The sequence below is a fragment of the Rugamonas aquatica genome, from assembly GCF_009380215.1.
In the GTDB taxonomy this organism is placed as follows: domain Bacteria; phylum Pseudomonadota; class Gammaproteobacteria; order Burkholderiales; family Burkholderiaceae_D; genus Rugamonas; species Rugamonas aquatica_B.
In genome coordinates this window covers 114,065-131,295 of the sequence record NZ_WHUG01000007.1, presented here as the reverse complement: position 1 = coordinate 131,295, position 17,231 = coordinate 114,065, and the positions used below count along the sequence as shown (strand labels likewise).

Sequence of the window (17,231 nt, the reverse complement as noted above, 5' to 3'; positions counted from 1 at the left end):
AGTTTCTTATACTGCTCAAGGATACTGTTGGCGCGTATGCATGACGGAGAGAATTTCTATCGCAGTCGTGCCAACGCGATACACGATAACGTAATTTGAATGGGCGACCATTTCGCGCGTGTTTGCTACCCGTCCCGGACGGTATAGATAAGGGTGATGCGGAAGCTGTGATACGGCGCGGTCAATCTCGTTGTAGAGATCGGTTGCGGCCTGTTGGTTACGTTCTGCGATGTAGGCGAGAATCGTCGCCAGATCTGCTTGCGCTTCAGTTTTCCATCGGATCGGAAGCATTGGTGTCACGCTTCGTTTCGATAATCTTCCGGAGTGCAGCCATCACGTCCTCGTGGGCGGCGGCAGGGCGTTGGTCGTCAAGCGACCTTTGAACTTTCGCCCGAAACCAGAGGTCGTAGGCTTCAGCTTCTTCAGCCGTCGCGAACTCGGATGCAGTCGGAGATGGATTTTCATTCATGATTTGCCGATTATACGGCAGACGGATTGCATGATGCCGCGCCAGCCGGGTTCATTGAGCGACATCACAGAGGGCGTTGCGTGTTGGTTTACTCCCCATCGTCTTGGACGTATCTTGCGTTTCTGTTAAGCTTGGTAAGATTTTTTCAAACTAAAGTCTTGTCTGCTAATGGAAAATCTTTGAAATATATATTCTTGGCGCTCACGATATTTGTCTCTGCCAACGTGAGCGCAGGTGCTTGGCAACCTTTGCCCGGACATACGCAATTGGCGCTTTGGCCTGGAGCGATCCCCAACCCGCAATCCGCCGCTGGACCGGAGGACGACACAACGCTGCGCGAAGATGCGCCCGTTGCGGGCAAGCCGTGGCTACAGGTATCGAACGTCACGCATCCGACGATGACCATCTACTCGCCCAAGGGAAAGAACACCGGCGCCGCCGTGGTCGTCTTTCCTGGCGGCGGTTATCGGGTGCTGGCCATTGATCTTGAGGGCACGGAAGTGTGCGACTGGCTCACCGACATCGGCGTGACGTGCGTGCTCTTGAAGTATCGCGTTCCTGGCTCGGGACCGCATTGGGATCCGGTGCGCAACAAGCGCGTTATTCCGAAAGTACACACGGCGTTGCAGGACGCGCAGCGAGCGGTGAGTCTCCTTCGCCACCATGCGGCCGATTGGAAAATCGATCCGAACAAGATCGGCGTTCTTGGCTTTTCGGCAGGCGGCCACTTGGTCGCGGCAATCAGCACGTACACCAAGCGCATCTATTCGGCGGTAGATGAGGCCGACCGCGCAAGCTGTCGTCCTGACTTCGCGGTGGCGCTCTATCCCGGGCATATGTCGGTCAACTACAAGGACGATCTTTCCAGGATCAATCCTCGCATCGTCGTCACCAGGCAGACACCTCCAACCTTCCTGGTTCATGCGCAAGACGATCCGGTGGATCCGGTCGAGTTTTCCCTGCTGTATTACGCGGCGCTGAGGAAGGCGAATGTACCGGTCGAGATGCACTTGTTCGCCGGCGGCAAGCACGCGTTCGGACTGCGTCCAACCGGGCTCCCGATTACGAAGTGGCCGCAGCTGGTCGAGACGTGGCTGACGACGATCGGCGTTGTGGCAGACCACCCGGAAGAACTTCATACGAAAGGCAGCCAATGAGGAAGGTCCTGACCATCATCGCGCTCTTGTTGTCGGTGGCCCGCGTGGCCGATGCGCAGCCAGCCGCTGGCGACGACTACGATGTGCAAGACAAGGTAGTGCTCACCACCCGCGACGGCGCCACCGTGTCGGGGATGCTGGTACGCCGAAAAGATGCGGCGCCCACACTGCCGACGGTGCTACAGTTCACCATCTACGTTCGCCCCGAGCGGGACCTGGCGAGCCTGAAAGAAATAGCCGACCGCGGCTATGTCGCGATGATGGCCTACAGCCGTGGCAAGTACCTGAGTCCGGACCCCATTGCGCCATACGAGCACGACGCCAAGGATGCCTACGATGTCATCGACTGGATCAGCCGCCAGCCCTGGAGCAATGGCGCGGTCGGCATGTTCGGCGGCAGCTACAACGGCTTTACGCAATGGGCCGCGGCCAAGACTTTGCATCCGGCCCTCAAGACTATCGTGCCCTATGTGGCGAACCGCCCGGGAATGGGTTTGCCGATGGAGAACAATGTCTTCATCAATCCCAATTACCAGTGGGCCTTCTACGTCGGCAACAACAAGACCCTCGACAGCGCTGTCAACGATGACCGCGAGCGCTTCCGCAAGATGCAGTTCGCCTGGTGGAACAGCGGCGCTGCCTATCGCACCATCGACAAGATCGACGGCACGCCCAATCCCTTGCTTCAGCGCTGGATGCAGCACCCATCCTACGACGCTTACTGGCAGGCGATGGCGCCGTACAAGGAAGAGTTTGCCCAGATCCGGATACCGGTATTGTCGGTGGACGGTTATTACAACGATTCGCAGGTATCCGGCGTGAACTATCTGCGTGAGCACCTGCGTCATGTGCCGAACGCCGAGCAGTACCTGATCATCGGTCCTTACGGCCACTTCGGGGCGCAGCGCGGCGGCGAAAAGCTTATCAATGGCATGGAAGTGCCGGACGCTGCGCTGATTGATACCAAGGCCATCACCTATCAATGGCTGGACTACATCCTGAAAAGCGGCCCCAAGCCCGGCGTGTTGAAGGACAAGATCAACTACCAGGTCATGGGCACCGAACAGTGGCGCAGCGCGCCTTCGCTGGCGGCGATGAGCAATGAAACGCTCAAGCTCTACTTGAGCAATGTGCCGCTCGCCGGCGCAAACAAGCAGCGCGCGCATCTTCTGAGCGCCGTCCAGCCGGGCAAGGCGGCCATGCTCAAGCAGGTGGTCGATTTTCAGGACCGCAAGCAGTTCAACAATGACTACTACCCGGGTTCGATCGTGACCGACGAGATCGACACGAGCAACGGCTACATCTTTATCAGCGTACCGTTCGATGACGAGGTCTTGTACAACGGCGCCTTTGGTGGCGAGATTGTTGCGCGCATCAATAAGCGCGACTTCGACCTGGGCGTGACCATGTACGAACTGACGCCGGAGGGGAAATACTTCCACCTCTCTTACATCATCAATCGCGCCAGCTATGCGAAGGACCCAAGCCGCCGCATGCTGCTCACGCCTGGCCGGCTTGAGCGCATCCCGCTGGGCACGACCAAGTTGGTCAGCAAGCGCCTGAGCAAGGGAAGCCGGCTGGTGGTCTACCTGAACGTGAACAAGAATCCGTTCTCACAACTGAATTACGGCACAGGCAAGGATGTGAGCGATGAAACGATTGCCGATGCGAAGGAGAAGCTAAAGGTGGAATGGTCCAACCGCAGCTATATCACGGTGCCGATCTTGCGATTGGCGCAGTAATTTAGTGAGGAACTGGCTCTCGAAGCGGGTCCCGGTTATACGCCTTTTCGACACGAGCTGCGATTTGATTGATGAGGGCCGTGAAAAGCGGATCCTCTGGCGGGCTATTCTTGTTGGCGTCCAGCCAAATAGTGCAGAATGGATTCATCGCGAACATTTCTTGGACGAAGATGAAACTGCTCCTGCACCCAAGCTTGCCCAGCCACCTGCCGAAACTGTTCGCGGGAGGCTTCCATGTCGAAGTTACGCATTGGGACGACGTCGGCCCGCCGCAAGCGTCGCTCGCGGAAGTCCTAGCGTTTGCTGCTGCAGACGAGTTCATCGTCATCAGCGGCGATCTGGGGCTTGCCGAAATCCTTCTCGCGAAACCGGCCGGCTGTCCGAGCGTCCTGCAGGTTCGGGGCGTTGCCGACGTCGGCGCGATTATCCCCGAAATCCTGGGGGCTATTTCGCAAGCTTCCGGTGACCTGCGGGCAGGAGCACTCGTGACGCTGGATATCAAGTCCACCGGGAACACGCTCAGGATGCTGCCATTGAACAGGCCTGACGTGGCGGGGGAGGGCGGAGCCATACCGCGATTCGCCAAGGACGCCTTCCTACCGCCTGATGCATTGAGGAACTCCGAGTGGTCGGATCGGACCCTTCAGTACGCCAACCTTTGCATCGCGATGAACCGGGTTTCGGTCATGCGTCTTCAGGATGTGAAGATCCCCGACGGGGATGGGCGCGCCATGCTTGCCCTGATGCTCTTCTCGCAGGCGACCACTAGTTTCGAGGCGTCGTGCCGCTTGGCTGCTATTGGCATGGAAGGTGAGGCACGCTTCTTGGGGCGAAGCTGCGTGGAGGCAGCGATCTACGGATTCGCGTTGGCGGCCATTCCGGAAATCGACCTAGCAGGGAAGCTCAATGCGGCTTACAGGTACCACTATGAAAGCTGGTTGACTGCACTGAAGGAAGAAATTGGCTTGCAGGAGGACGATCCGCTGGGCAGGTATATCCGGGGAGCGGTCAGCGGTACCGCTGCCAGCGCGGAAGCGTCGGTCAATCTCCGGGCCCTCGCGAAAGCGGCAGGTATCGGTGACGTGTATGCTGTCCTGTACCGCTTCCTAAGCGCTGAAGGTGGGCATCCCACTTGGGACTCGCTAAGGAAGGTCGCTGCCCACGACGACGGTAGCGGGAATCTGATCGGGATCTCGATCCGGCCTAGATTTGAGCAGGTAGCCGACACGCTCTCGATAGCTGCGACGTGCCAAATTGTCGCGCTGAAGGGGTTCCAAAAGATGTTTCCCGACAGGGACATTGATGGCGTCGTGTCGATCTTCGAGGACATGCTCCGCGATTTCGCCGTCCAGCTATTGCTGGAAAGTAGAACGTCCGAAAGGCGTCCCGCCGGAGACAGCGGGGTTTAGGGGAAGGCTCCGATTGTGTCGGAAAGTCTTGCGCATCGGCTGTTTTATTCCAGTCTCGCAGCTTCTGCCGCAACGTGTCCGGCGAGTGCCGTGACGAACGCCTTCAGGCCAGTCATCTCCGACATCTCCCCATACTGGCCGGTCGCAACCCCGGTCCGTGCGGACGTGAGCAGGGCTGCGCTGGTGTAGAGCTGCTCTTGGACCAGCTTCTGGCAAAGCAGTTCGTAGCGCTTCAGGTAGGACGCGTCTTTAAACTCCTTCAGCACGGGGAAGTGCGGCGAGCGGTCTCTCACGGCGGCTCTCGACTTCGGTTCGTCCTCGACCAGCATCAGCCATCCTACGAACGGTCGAGGCTGCTTGCCGAAAGCTTCTTCGCGGTAGGCGGTCTGGAAGTCGTGCGCGGTGCCGATCGCCTCTTCCGTCCGGTTGTTGAAGTTATTGCCGAACGATGGACCGACCTGGCTCTTGAGTTCGATGGCCGCGATGAGCTGCCCCTTGTACGTGATCAAAAGATCCCACTGCTTCGTCGGACGGTAGTAGCCCGGCAGGGTGAGCACGGCCTTGGTCTCGTGGATGTCGGCATGGGTCAAGCCATTGGCGCGAACGATGTCCAGTACCAGCGCAAGAAAGCCATCCATGTTCTTGCCAGCGGTAACGCCACCCCGCTCGCCTTGGTCGGCCTTGCCCGACTCGATTTGCTTCTGCCTTGCGGCCTCCCTGTTCCCCCAAAACGCCATGACGGCTTCGCGGGCTTTCCGTTCGTAGTCTACGAGATCGAGTGCCATATTTTGCTAGTTGCTCCCTAAAGTGTTTCGTTCTTCCTGGCTCAGTCCGTAAAGCTCGAAGACTGCCCGGTTGCAGGCATCGAGATCGCGCGTCGTTGCGGCAGCGGCGAGCGCCTGGCGCAATGCCACCGGAACGCTGTCCCAGGTGGGTATCCTGATCCGTCGCAGGTACTGCGCCTGGAACCGCAGGAAACCACCGCGCATCTTCGTCGAGTAGGTCGCGATGAACAGGCGCGTCACTTCGGAGAGCAATACTGCCTGGAGTGCCCGCAGATCCCACGTGTCGGAGGTCGCGTAGTAGAGGTTGTGGTGCGGATAGAGCTCGCCCGCTTCGAAGACGATGTGTGCCTTACCCTTGATGTCAGGTATGAGCAGTTTTGGCTTGGCGGTCAGCGACGGCGTTATCCGGTCGATAGTGCGGTACCAGTTGGCTGGGTTCTTGGTGGCGACGTGCCTTTTCTCTATGACGCCCCGGCGTTCTTCCAGGTACCGGCGAAGTCGAGGGTACACGGCCAAATCGACGAGCCCTCCGGCATCGGCAAAAGGATTGATCACACCTTCGCCGCGCCACTTCACTTCGCCCGACATGATGTCGCGAGTCGTAACCAAGGGGACCTTCCTGTCGTCTTCGACGTCAAGCGAGTCAAAGTCACCGATGAACGCGTTGTCAGCGCCCGTCGCGACGCCGATGCCCACTTTGCATCCTGCCTCCTCAAGCGGCGGGAACAGGCCTTCCAGCCGGCGGACCAATGCGGTTTGATCCGATGAGCCAAGCAGCCATGGCTCCATTCCGTCCGTGACGCGGGCTAGCTCGCGGACGGTTGTGGTGTCGCTCGGAAGCGATTTGGAGTGGATCTCGGCTGCAAGCGCGCACAGCGAGGCGCTGTCGATCTTTGGACGGTGCGCGACTCGTGTCGGACCTGCCTTTTCGCGGCTGATCACCGTGATTGCCGGATAGGCAATGACATCCGAATGGAATGCTGGCGTGTCGCTCATATCCACGAATGTCCTGAGGTGGAAATGGTCGGACACCAACTTGCGTAACGGCGCTCCGTACCGGTTCTTCGTCCAGCGGTCGGCGCAAATAAAGCCCAGCACACCGCCCTTGGAAAGTAAGGTGAGCGATTTCTCGATGAACGGGATGTAGAGGTCCGCGCGGTCGTACATCGTCTGAAACCTGGCTCGGTATTCCGCGAGCAAGGCAGTAGGGATGAGCTCTTGGCGAACGTAGGGCGGATTGCCGACTACGAAGTTGAAGTCATCGTGCAGTGGGGTGAGCAGGAAGTCGCCCTGGATAAGCCAGCGATTTGCCAGTGCCTCTGCGGCAGCGCTGTGCAAGCCCTCTTGTTGAAGCAATGCGGTCACGGCTGCGTACGTGGAGTTGAATGTCTCCCGGTGGAGTTCCACCGCCCGAATGGCATTGCCGAGACTTCCCACGTCTTGGGCGTCGCCAGAAGAACGCCAGGAATTGATGAGGCGACGGATCGCAGCAATGAGGAAGTTCCCTCCACCGAAAGAGGGCTCAAGAATGCGGAGTTGATGCAGTGGCTTGTCTTCGGTGTAGCCGACCAAATCGAGGATGAACTCCACGACTTCGATCCGAGTGAATACGGCTCCGCGAACCTCGTGCCCACCCAGCTTGGCTAGTTCTTCCTTAGCGGCGAACATCGGGCAAGCAGCGATGGCTGGCGCGATGCGATCTCCGATTGTCGGCACTAATGTCATGGCAAGCTGCTTCTCTCAGTGGTTGATTCATGGCGCGTATTGTTACACATAAAAAATATTACCCCCTGTGGGGGATATTTTTCTTATGGACGCAAAAAAGGCCTACGCGCCGTAGCGGGTAAGCCTCAATTGGTACTACTGAATTCGGTGGTAGGCCGTGCGGGATTCGAACCTGCGACCAACGGATTAAAAGTCCGCTGCTCTACCAGCTGAGCTAACGACCCCCGAAAGAGGCCGTATTATATACAGCCCGCCGTAAAGTGCAAAGGGTTTTGTGAAAACAATTTATCCCCTTCTTATTTCATCCCCAGCGCCGCCGTTACCTTCAACACCTCGTCGGCGGTGGTGACGCCTTCCTGCACTTTCATCGCGCCGGCGATGCGCAGCGGCTTCATGCCGTCGGCCACGCTCTGGCGGCGCAATGCCTGGATGTCGGTTTCCTCGCGCACCATGTCGCTGAAGCCTTCCGTCACCGTCAGCAGCTCGTAGATGCCGGTGCGGCCGCGATAGCCGGTCTGCCTGCACTCGGGGCAGCCCACCGCGCGATAGATAACGGCCGGCTTGGGCAAGTCCCACGCGCCGCCTATGCTGTGCCAGATGTCGTCGGTCAGTTCGCCGTCGTCCTTCTTGCATTCGGTGCACAGCGTGCGCACCAGGCGCTGCGCCATGATGCCGATCAGCGTCGCCTCCAGCAGGTAGTAGGGCACGCCCAGTTCCAGCAGGCGCATCACGGCCGACGGCGCGTCGTTGGTGTGCAGGGTGGACAGCACCAGGTGGCCGGTCAGCGCGGCCTGGATCGCCATCTCGGCGGTGGCCAGGTCGCGGATCTCGCCGACCATGATGATGTCCGGATCTTGCCGCATCAGCGCGCGCACGCCGTCGGCGAAGGACAGCTCGATGCCTGGCTGCACCTGCATCTGGTTGAAGGCCGGCTCCACCATCTCGATCGGGTCTTCCACCGTGCAGACGTTGACCTCCGACGTCGCTAGCGCCTTGAGCGTGGTGTACAGCGTGGTGGTCTTGCCCGAGCCGGTCGGCCCCGTCACCAGGATGATGCCGTGCGGGCGCGCGGTCAGCTCGTCCCAGCGCTGCGCGTCGTCGGCAGGGAAGCCCAGTTCCGGCAATGTCTTCACCACCACGTCGGGATCGAAGATACGCATCACCAGCTTTTCGCCGAAGGCGGTCGGCAGCGTCGACAAACGCAGTTCGATCTCCTGGCCGCCGGCGGTGCGGGTCTTGATGCGGCCGTCCTGCGGGCGGCGCTTCTCGATCACGTCCATGCGGCCCAGCAGTTTGATGCGCGCGGTCATGGCGATCATCACCACCGCCGGCACCTGGTACACCTGGTGCAGCACGCCGTCGATGCGGAAGCGGATTGCCGCCATGTCGCGCTTGGGTTCCAGGTGGATGTCGGAGGCGCGCTGTTCGAAGGCGTATTGCCACAGCCAGTCGACGATGTTGATTACATGCTGGTCGTTGGCGTCGACCTGCTTGTTGGTCTTGCCCATCTCGACCAGCTGCTCGAAGTTGTTGCGCAGCGCGAGGTCGTTGGTGTTGTTCTTGTTGGCCTTCTTGATCGACTTGGCCAGGCTGAAGAATTGCGTGATGTACTGCGCGATGTCGAGCGGGTTAGCGATCACGCGGCGTATCGTGCGGCGCGAGATCTTGGCGATCTCCGCTTCCCACTCGACCGCGTAAGGGTCGGCGGTGGCCACCACCAGCGTGTCGCCGTTCAGTTCCAGCGGCAGGATGTTGAAGCGCGCCGCGTAGCTGGCCGACATCACGTCGGCCACGCGGGTGAAGTCTATCTTCAGCGGATCGATGCGGGTGAAGGCCAGGCCGGTGCGCGCCGCCAGCCATTCGCACAGCGCGTCCAAGGTCAGCAGCTTGTGCGGCGGCAGCGCCGACAGCAGCTTGCCATGCGCCACCGCGCACAGCGGGTGCATGGGGCCGACGGCGTTCTTCAGGATGCCCTGGCTTTGCGCGTACAGATCCTTGACTTCGGCCTTGCGTATCATGCCGTCGGCCAGCAGCCAGGTGTAGATCTGCTGCAGATCGAGCGGCGCCGGTTTGGCGGGCGGGGTGACGACAGGTGCGGAGGTTGCGGACATCGTGCCACTTTCAAAAGTCGGCAGCGGATCGGCCCGCCGCCGCATTCCCTCTGATTACTTCGCTTACTTCGCTGCGATGCCTTTGACCCAGGTCTTGGCTGGCAGCTTGGTGCTGGCGGTGATCTGCGCCGCGCGCTCGGCCAGCGCGGCGAGGTCGATGGCGCGCTGGCGCTTGAAGGCGATCGCCACCACGTTACCATCATGTACCTGCGGCAGGCAAATGACTTGCTCGAAGGCGAACTTGATGGCCTTGATGTTGCGCGCGTAGCTGGGGTGGTCGCCGAACAGGTTGACCGTCATGATGCCGTCGTCCGTCAGGCAGGCGTTGCAGGACTGGTAGAACTCGGCGCTGTCGAGCACCGGGCCGCGCGCGGTGGCGTCGTACAGATCCACTTGCAGCACGTCCAGCGTGCCGGCGTTGGCTTCGTCGTTGACGTAGTCGAGCGCGTCCATTTCCACCACGTTCAGGCGGGCGTCGTTGTCCGGCAGCTTGAACATCGAGGCGCAGATCGCGATCACCGACGGATTCAGCTCGACCGCCGTGACGGCGGCTTCGGGGAAGGTGACGTAGCAGTATTTGGTCAGCGTGGCCGTGCCCAGGCCCAGCTGGGCGATGCGGGCCGGCTGTTGCTGCCACAGCATCCAGGCCATCATCTGCTGCGCGTATTCCAGCTCAGGCCAGTTGGGCTTGCGGATGCGCATCGCGCCCTGCACCCATTCCGTGCCGAAGTGCAGATAGCGCACGCCGTCCTGTTCCGACAGCGTCACCGGCGCGTATTTCGGCTTGCGCACGGGAGTGGGCTTGGAGGCCGGGCGGGAGGATTCGACTTGTTCGATGGATTTTCGTTTGATCAGCATGGGGGCGGCGGCAACAGGAGGTGAACCGGCATTATCCCGCGATGCCTTGCAGCAAAGCAAGCCTGAAAACGACACTGCCGGTCATCGGACCGGCAGTGCTGGGGAGTGAGGCTGCGGATTAACGCTGCGCAGGCTCGACGACCACGCGCAGGCGCACGCGCTCGCCCGGATCGTAGGACATCACGCTGGTGTAGTTGCGGCCGCGATAGTCGTAGGTGACTTCATAGCCGGAGGTGCGCGATTCCCAGTGGTCGACGGTGCGGCACTGCTTGACTTGCTGTTCCTGCACGCCGCCGCTGGACGGGGTGTTGGCGTTGTCGATGCGGTCGCCGGCCACGGCGCCGGCGATGGCGCCAGCAGCGGTGGCGACCGAGCGGCCGGTGCCGCCGCCGACCTGATTACCGGCCAGACCGCCGATTAGGCCGCCGATGATGGCGCCGCCGACGCCGCGCGATGGCGCAGGCTGCTGCACCTGGACGTATTCGGTGCGGCATTCCTGGCGCGGACGGTTGATTTGTTCGACCTGCGGGGTGACGCGAACCACACGGCCGAAATCTTCAAAATCGGCAGCTTGGGCAGCGAAGGGCAGGGCGCCTACGCAAAGTACGGATGCGATCAGTTTGGCTTGCAAGTTCATTTGGTACCTCGTGTCAGTTTGGATGTCTTATCAGGGATTCTGATATTGCATGGTTTGTATGGTAGTCCTGCTACCCGTTAGGAACTAGTGCTAAACAGGTATCTATGGCAACAAATTGTAACAGGGGTCACGAAAGCGCGTCGCGCGGCCAAAAGGGGGAAATGTGCCCATTTGGCCCCTAAAACCCGCTCAAAATGTTCTGTTTTTAACAAATATTGCGTGAGCCATCACATTCGTGTTGATCTGGGAGGAACAACACGTTACCCTAATATGGGTATGGGATTCGAGAAACACATGAATCAGCCACGGTAAACGCAGACCAGTTTGCCGTGTTAAGTGGACAGGTGCTCAAATTATTTACTCTTTTATTCACAAAATAGGCACTCCCGACAGTAAAGTGGACACACCGTACATTCCAGGTCAGATTGAGGGAAACATGAGTTTGTTAATGACCGTGCCGCCCAACCTCGTGCAATCGATCCGCGCCTTCCGCGTGGTCGAGCTGCAAGAAGAAGCGGCCCGCCTCGGACATCACTTCCTGTACGCGCACTGCATCGCCGGCGCGACCAAGCAGCAAGTCCTGGGCATCATTGCCGAATCGTTCCAGTTCCCCAAGGGTATAGGCAAGAATTTCGATGGTTTGCGGACGACGTTGACCGAAACCATGGCCGGCGCCGGCACGCAGCAAGGTTTCCTGGTGGTGCTGGAACAGTTGCCCAATACTCAAAAATTTGACAAGGAAGCACGGGAAACCCTGCTGGACGTGTTCCGCGACGCTGCCGACTACTGGGCCGACAAGAAAGTCCCGTTCCGGGTATTTTACTCCTTCGAGTAAGCCGGAATCCCCTCCCGCGCCAGCGTAGGAGCGGGTCTTCCACGCCCCGAGGCGCCCTGCTGCATTGCAACAAATCTTGTTCAGTTGTAGTCCCGGCTGCATGAACAAGGTACAATGTCGGCCTATGAAAAACATCGTCATCCTGATTTCCGGTCGCGGCAGCAACATGGAAGCGGTCGTCCGCGCGGCGCAAGCCGAGCGCTGGCCCGCCCGTATTGCCGCCGTCATCAGCAACCGCGCCGACGCCTCCGGGCTGGTTTTCGCTGCTGAGCATGGAATCCCGACGGCTATTGTTGCCAACAAAGACTATGCCAGCCGCGCCGAATTCGACGCCGCCCTGCAAACCGTGATCGACGGCTTCCAGCCCGATCTGGTGGTGCTGGCAGGTTTCATGCGGATTTTGACGGAGCAGTTTGTCGCGCATTACGCCGGCCGCATGCTCAACATCCATCCGTCGCTGCTGCCGCTGTTCCCCGGTCTGGCGACCCACGCGCAGGCGCTGGCCGCCGGCGTGGCCGAGCATGGGGCGACGGTGCATTTCGTGACGGCCGAACTCGATCACGGGCCGATGGTGGCGCAAGCCGCCGTGCCCGTGTTGCCCGACGATACGGTTGAAACCCTGTCCGCCCGCGTGCTGCAGCAGGAGCATGTGATGTATCCGCAGGCGATACGCTGGTTTGTCGAAGACAGGTTGACGATAGCGCAGGGCGCGGTCCACGTGGACCATACAAAGTAAAACTAACCAAGGAATTCCATGAGATTGCCACCAGCGATACTCGCCAACGCCGAAGAAGTGTTGCGCGAGATTTTGCGCTTTGCCGCGCCGGCCGACACCACCCTGTCGCGCTATTTCAAAGACCACCACCGCCTGGGCGGCCGCGAACGCGGCGCCATCGCCGAGTGCGTCTACAACGTGCTGCGCAATAAATCGTTTTATACCGATTTCTCCGAAGCGGGCGGCGGCGCCACCATGCGTCGTCTGACCTTGTTGGGCATGGCGGACGCGGTCGGCGTCGAATCGCTGGGCGGCCTGACCGAGGATGAAGTGTCCTGGGTCGAGCGCATCCTGCAAATCGACCGCAAGGTGATGCACAAGTCCAGCCGTTCGAACATGCCGAAGTGGTTGTTCGACAAGCTGGTCGAGCAGATGGGCGAAGAGGAAACGCTGGCGCTGGCCGACGGCATGAACTCGCCGGCGCCGCTGGACCTGCGCGTCAACGCCATGAAGGCGACCCGCGACGATGTCGCCGCCAAGCTGCTGGAAGCACCGATTCGCAGCACGCCGACGCCGTTCGCGCCGCTGGGCCTGCGCGTGCTGCAAAAGCCTGCGCTGCAAAACCTGCCGCTGTTCAAGGACGGCCATATCGAAGTGCAGGACGAGGGCAGCCAGATTCTGTCGGCCATCGTCGGCGCCAAGCGTGGCGAGATGGTGGTGGACTTCTGCGCCGGCGCCGGCGGCAAGACGCTGGCACTGGGCGCGACCATGCGCAACACCGGCCGTCTGTACGCTTTCGACGTGTCCGAGAAGCGCCTGGCCAAGCTGAAGCCGCGCCTGGCGCGCAGCGGCCTGTCCAATGTGCATCCGGTGCAGATCGCGCATGAGCGCGACGCCAAGATCAAGCGTCTGGCCGGCAAGATCGACCGCGTGCTGGTCGATGCGCCGTGCTCGGGCCTGGGCACCCTGCGCCGCAATCCCGACGTCAAATGGCGCCAGCAGCCTAGCGCTATCGGCGAACTGCAAGTCAAGCAGGCCGCCATTCTGGCCGGCGCCGCGCGCCTGTTGAAGGGCGGCGGTCGCCTGGTCTACGCAACGTGCAGTTTCCTGGACGACGAGAACGACTTTATCGCCAAGCAGTTCCTCGATACGCATCCTGACTTCGAGCTGGTGCCGATGAGCAAAGTGCTGGCCGAGCAGCGCATCGAGCTGGAGATGGGCGACTATCTGAAGCTGCTGCCGCACAAGCACCAGACCGACGGCTTCTTCGCCGCCGTGTTCGAGCGCAAGCCTATGGCCAAGAAAGTCATCGTCAAGGATGAGGACGAAGCGGTCGAGGAGTAATCTTCTTCGCTACGCAGCGCAAAGGCCGGGCAGGTGTGTACACTGCCCGGCCTTTTTTACGTTAATCTACGCATCTCAGTCATTCGGCACTTCCACACGATGAATCAACAACCCTTGCTCAACCTGATCGACGACCTCACCGGCGACTTGAACGACCCCAGCCTGCTGTGGCAGCTTGGCGCCATCATCGTTTCCGTGCTGCTGGGCTTTGGGCTGACGCGGTTGCTGAAGAGGCGCTTCGGCCGCCCGGACGATACGCATCGCGGCATGCTGCGCTTCGGCGTCGAAAGCTTCGGCCGCGTGATGGCGCCGCTGGCCGTGGTCGGCCTGCTGGCGCTGGCGCGCGTAGTGCTGGCCAAATACCACTTCCACGTCAACATGCTCAGGCTGGCGCTGCCGATCTTCGGTTCGCTGGCGGTGATACGTTTCACCTTCTACCTGCTGCGCCGCGTGTTTGCGCGTCACGGCGAGGTCAGCGCCACCATGCTGGCCTTCGAGAAGGTGTTCCAGTTGCTGGTGTGGCTGGCGTTCGTGCTGTACATCACCGGCGTGTGGGTCGATGTGTTCGACTACCTGGATGGCACCATCCTGCCGATTGGCAAATACAAGGTGTCGATCGCCGACATCCTGCAGGCGACCGTGTCGGTGGTGGTGTTGCTGATGCTGGCCTTGTGGGCTGGCGCCGCGCTGGAAGAGCAACTGATGAAAGTGCAGGGCATGCACTCCAACCTGCGGGTGGTGGTGGCGCGTACTGCGCGCGCCGTGCTGATCCTGGTTGCTGTGTTGATGAGCTTGTCGCTGGTGGGCATCGACCTCACCGTGTTGTCGGTGTTCGGCGGCGCGCTGGGCGTTGGCCTGGGTCTGGGTTTGCAGAAGATCGCCAGCAACTACGTGTCCGGCTTCGTGATTCTGCTGGACCGCAGCCTGACCATCGGCGACATGATTACCGTCGATAAGTACAGCGGCCGCGTCACGCAGATCAACACGCGCTACACCGTGCTGCAGGGACTGGATGGCGTCGAGTCCATCGTGCCGAACGAGATGCTGGTGTCGGGCGCGGTGCAGAATTCCTCGCTGTCGAGCAGCATGCTGTGGATCTCGACCAAGGTCTCGGTGGCTTACGATACCGATGTCGATACAGTGCTCAAGCTGCTGGAAGATGCCGCGCTGACCGTCGACCGCGTGCTGAAGGAAGACAAGCTGCCATCGGCGCAGCTGTTGAGCTTTGGCGCGGACGGGCTGGATCTGCAGGTGGGATTCTGGATCAACGATCCGCAGAACGGCCGCGGCGGCGTGACCTCGGACGTCAACCGCGCGATCTGGCGCGCGCTGAAGGAGAACAATATTTCCGTGCCATTCCCGCAGAGGGAAATGCGTATTCTCGGCCCTGTGCCCGAGCAATTTCCAACCCCGGAAAGCACGACCGTGCCGAAGAAATCATCGGTGACTACGGGAAATCCTTCCGCTAATCACGTTTAAATCAGCGTACAATAACGTCCAAAAGTAAGACTGACGGACTTCCTGCGCCTGCTAAAAACGCAATCTTGGCGGAACGACCGCACAGCGAGACACGCCCACTTTGGAGTAGTAATGATTTTTAGTTTATATGATGTACTGGATTTTTTGTCTAACGGCGTCACCCGACTCACCGCATGGCAAGTCTTCTTCTATACGCTGATCGTAACGCACATCACCATCGCCAGCGTCACCATCTACCTGCACCGTCACCAGGCGCACCGGGCGCTGGAGCTGCACGCGATCCCTAGCCATTTCTTCCGCTTCTGGCTGTGGCTGACCACCGGCCAGGTGACCAAGGAATGGGCTGCGATCCACCGCAAGCACCACGCCAAGTGCGATACCGAGGAAGATCCGCACAGCCCTGTCACCCGCGGCATCAAGAAAGTGTTCTGGGAAGGCGCCGAGCTGTATCGCGCTGAATCGAAGAATCTGGAAACCATGGAAAAGTATGGCCATGGCACGCCGACCGACTGGATCGAACGCAATCTGTACACCCGCTTCAGCTGGCAGGGCGTGGCTGCGCTGCTGGTGATTAACTTCGTGCTGTTCGGCGTGATCGGCATCAGCGTGTGGGCAGTGCAGATGATGTGGATCCCGGTGACGGCGGCCGGCATCATCAACGGCATCGGCCACTACTGGGGCTACCGCAACTACGATTGCGCCGACGCTGCCACCAACATCATCCCGTTCGGCATCCTGATCGGCGGCGAAGAACTGCACAACAACCACCACACCTTCGCCACCTCGGCCAAGCTGTCGTCGAAATGGTATGAGTTCGACATCGGCTGGGGCTACATCCGCGCGCTGGAAATGGTGGGCCTGGCCAAGGTCAAGAAACGCGCGCCTGAGCCGAAGTTCGCCAAGGGCAAAGTGGAAGCCGACTTCGATACGCTGCAATCGGTCATCGCCAACCGCTACGACGTGATGGCCAAGTACGCCAAATCGGTCAAGCACGCCTGGAAAGAAGAGCTGGAACACCTGAAAGACAAGGCCCAGCTGGAAGCACGCTTCCTGAAATCGTCGCGCAAGCTCTTGCAGCGCGAGCCGGGCAAGCTGGAAGCGCCGCAGCAGCAACAGCTGGTGGAACTGTTCCAGCACAGCAAAGCGCTGGAAACCATGCACACCATGCGTGTGGAACTGGGCGTGATCTGGGAGCGTTCGCACTTCACCCGCGACCAGCTGCTGCACAAGCTGCAAGACTGGTGCAACCGCGCGGAAGCGTCGGGCATCAAGTCGCTGCAAGACTTCTCGCTCCGCCTGCGCAGCTACGCATAAGAAAGTATTGATACAATAAAACGGCTCCGAATTCGGAGCCGTTTTTCATTTCAGGGAGCATCATGCAACTGCGAGCTTATTTGACTGCCTTGACCCTGGCGCTGCCGCTATGCGCCGCCCACGCCGGCGACTGGACCGTGCGCTTCGACGGCGCGGGGCCGCTGAAGATCGGCATGCGTTTCGACACCGTCAACAAAGTGTTGGGCGAGCATATGGAGCGCATGCCGAAAGCCTTGCGCGGCACGCCCAATTGCTTCCAGCTGGAGCCTGCGCGCCAGCCTGGGTTGCTGCTGATGTTTGTCGGCGATGTCTTGAAGCGGGTCGATGTGATGGAAGAGGGCATTCAATCCGAGCGCGGCATCGGTCTGGGCGACCCGGTGGAAAAGATCCGCCAGGTCTACGGTGAAGCGGCGACCTCCGCGCCACAAGCCTATGACGATAGCGAGCAGACCCTGACCGTCAAGGCCGGCGGCGGCCAATACGCGATCCGCTTCGACACCAGCAAAGGCAAGGTCGGCGCAATCTACGCCGGCGCCTGGAAGGAAGTGCAGTACATCGAAGGCTGTTTATAGGGATGTTGATTCCGCTCTAATAACCCGTTGACCTGATTTGCGTCATGTCGCCTCGGGGCTTAGACTGAAAAGATGGTCT

Annotated in this window: 16 protein-coding genes and 1 tRNA gene; 9 read left to right on the top strand and 8 right to left on the bottom strand. The window is 60.3% G+C overall.

Annotated elements, in window-relative coordinates:
• Nucleotides 1-15: 15 nt before the first annotated feature.
• Nucleotides 16-291 carry a type II toxin-antitoxin system RelE/ParE family toxin gene (locus tag GEV02_RS18395; RefSeq protein WP_152839484.1) on the bottom strand — a complete coding sequence of 92 codons (276 nt, stop codon included), beginning with the start codon at nt 289-291 and terminating at the stop codon, nt 16-18.
• Entirely contained in the window at nt 266-469 is a 204-nt protein-coding gene (gene relB / locus GEV02_RS18390; RefSeq protein ID WP_152839342.1) for a type II toxin-antitoxin system RelB family antitoxin, read from the bottom strand. Before relB ends, GEV02_RS18395 begins: the two co-directional genes overlap by 26 nt.
• A 179-nt stretch (nt 470-648) precedes the next feature.
• Between relB and GEV02_RS18385 the strand changes: the two genes are divergently transcribed.
• The 3 genes from GEV02_RS18385 to GEV02_RS18375 all read left to right on the top strand — a co-directional run bounded on the left by GEV02_RS18385 (nt 649) and on the right by GEV02_RS18375 (nt 4,777).
• On the top strand, nt 649-1,626 hold the full coding sequence (locus tag GEV02_RS18385) for an alpha/beta hydrolase (protein WP_152839341.1): 978 nt from the start codon (nt 649-651) through the stop codon (nt 1,624-1,626).
• Entirely contained in the window at nt 1,623-3,368 is a 1,746-nt protein-coding gene (locus GEV02_RS18380; protein ID WP_152839340.1) for a CocE/NonD family hydrolase, read from the top strand. Before GEV02_RS18385 ends, GEV02_RS18380 begins: the two co-directional genes overlap by 4 nt.
• Nucleotides 3,369-3,538: 170 nt before the next feature.
• Nucleotides 3,539-4,777: a DUF5615 family PIN-like protein gene (locus GEV02_RS18375; RefSeq protein ID WP_152839339.1), complete on the top strand. Its 1,239-nt coding sequence runs from the start codon at nt 3,539-3,541 to the stop codon at nt 4,775-4,777.
• A 44-nt stretch (nt 4,778-4,821) separates the two neighbouring features.
• Here the strand turns inward: GEV02_RS18375 and GEV02_RS18370 are convergent, their stop codons facing one another.
• The 6 genes from GEV02_RS18370 to GEV02_RS18345 all read right to left on the bottom strand — a co-directional run bounded on the left by GEV02_RS18370 (nt 4,822) and on the right by GEV02_RS18345 (nt 10,893).
• A complete protein-coding gene (locus GEV02_RS18370) occupies nt 4,822-5,562 on the bottom strand; it encodes a PaeR7I family type II restriction endonuclease (RefSeq protein WP_152839338.1) in 741 nt (246 codons plus the stop codon).
• Between the two features lie 6 nt (nt 5,563-5,568).
• On the bottom strand, nt 5,569-7,287 hold the full coding sequence (locus tag GEV02_RS18365; RefSeq protein ID WP_235922829.1) for an Eco57I restriction-modification methylase domain-containing protein: 1,719 nt from the start codon (nt 7,285-7,287) through the stop codon (nt 5,569-5,571).
• Nucleotides 7,288-7,435: 148 nt separating this feature from the next.
• Nucleotides 7,436-7,511, bottom strand: a tRNA-Lys gene (locus tag GEV02_RS18360).
• 72 nt (nt 7,512-7,583) lie between these two features.
• Complete coding sequence (locus tag GEV02_RS18355; protein WP_152839337.1) at nt 7,584-9,398, bottom strand: GspE/PulE family protein; 1,815 nt, start codon at nt 9,396-9,398, stop codon at nt 7,584-7,586.
• 63 nt (nt 9,399-9,461) lie between these two features.
• Nucleotides 9,462-10,256, bottom strand: a complete 795-nt coding sequence (locus GEV02_RS18350) for a spermine/spermidine synthase domain-containing protein (protein ID WP_152839336.1) — start codon at nt 10,254-10,256, stop codon at nt 9,462-9,464.
• A gap of 118 nt (nt 10,257-10,374) precedes the next feature.
• Nucleotides 10,375-10,893: a glycine zipper 2TM domain-containing protein gene (locus GEV02_RS18345; RefSeq protein ID WP_152839335.1), complete on the bottom strand. Its 519-nt coding sequence runs from the start codon at nt 10,891-10,893 to the stop codon at nt 10,375-10,377.
• 436 nt (nt 10,894-11,329) lie between these two features.
• Between GEV02_RS18345 and GEV02_RS18340 the strand changes: the two genes are divergently transcribed.
• From GEV02_RS18340 to GEV02_RS18315, 6 genes are all read left to right on the top strand, one after another.
• Nucleotides 11,330-11,728 (top strand): barstar family protein, encoded by a 399-nt coding sequence (locus GEV02_RS18340; RefSeq protein ID WP_008451499.1) that lies wholly within the window; start codon nt 11,330-11,332, stop codon nt 11,726-11,728.
• A gap of 124 nt (nt 11,729-11,852) precedes the next feature.
• Complete coding sequence (gene purN / locus GEV02_RS18335) at nt 11,853-12,464, top strand: phosphoribosylglycinamide formyltransferase (RefSeq protein ID WP_152839334.1); 612 nt, start codon at nt 11,853-11,855, stop codon at nt 12,462-12,464.
• Nucleotides 12,465-12,482: 18 nt separating this feature from the next.
• Nucleotides 12,483-13,787 (top strand): RsmB/NOP family class I SAM-dependent RNA methyltransferase, encoded by a 1,305-nt coding sequence (locus tag GEV02_RS18330; RefSeq protein WP_152839333.1) that lies wholly within the window; start codon nt 12,483-12,485, stop codon nt 13,785-13,787.
• A gap of 99 nt (nt 13,788-13,886) precedes the next feature.
• Nucleotides 13,887-15,266 carry a mechanosensitive ion channel family protein gene (locus GEV02_RS18325; protein WP_152839332.1) on the top strand — a complete coding sequence of 460 codons (1,380 nt, stop codon included), beginning with the start codon at nt 13,887-13,889 and terminating at the stop codon, nt 15,264-15,266.
• 111 nt (nt 15,267-15,377) lie between these two features.
• Nucleotides 15,378-16,580 carry a DesA family fatty acid desaturase gene (locus GEV02_RS18320; protein ID WP_152839331.1) on the top strand — a complete coding sequence of 401 codons (1,203 nt, stop codon included), beginning with the start codon at nt 15,378-15,380 and terminating at the stop codon, nt 16,578-16,580.
• Nucleotides 16,581-16,660: 80 nt separating this feature from the next.
• A complete protein-coding gene (locus GEV02_RS18315; RefSeq protein WP_235922828.1) occupies nt 16,661-17,152 on the top strand; it encodes a hypothetical protein in 492 nt (163 codons plus the stop codon).
• Nucleotides 17,153-17,231 lie beyond the last annotated feature (79 nt).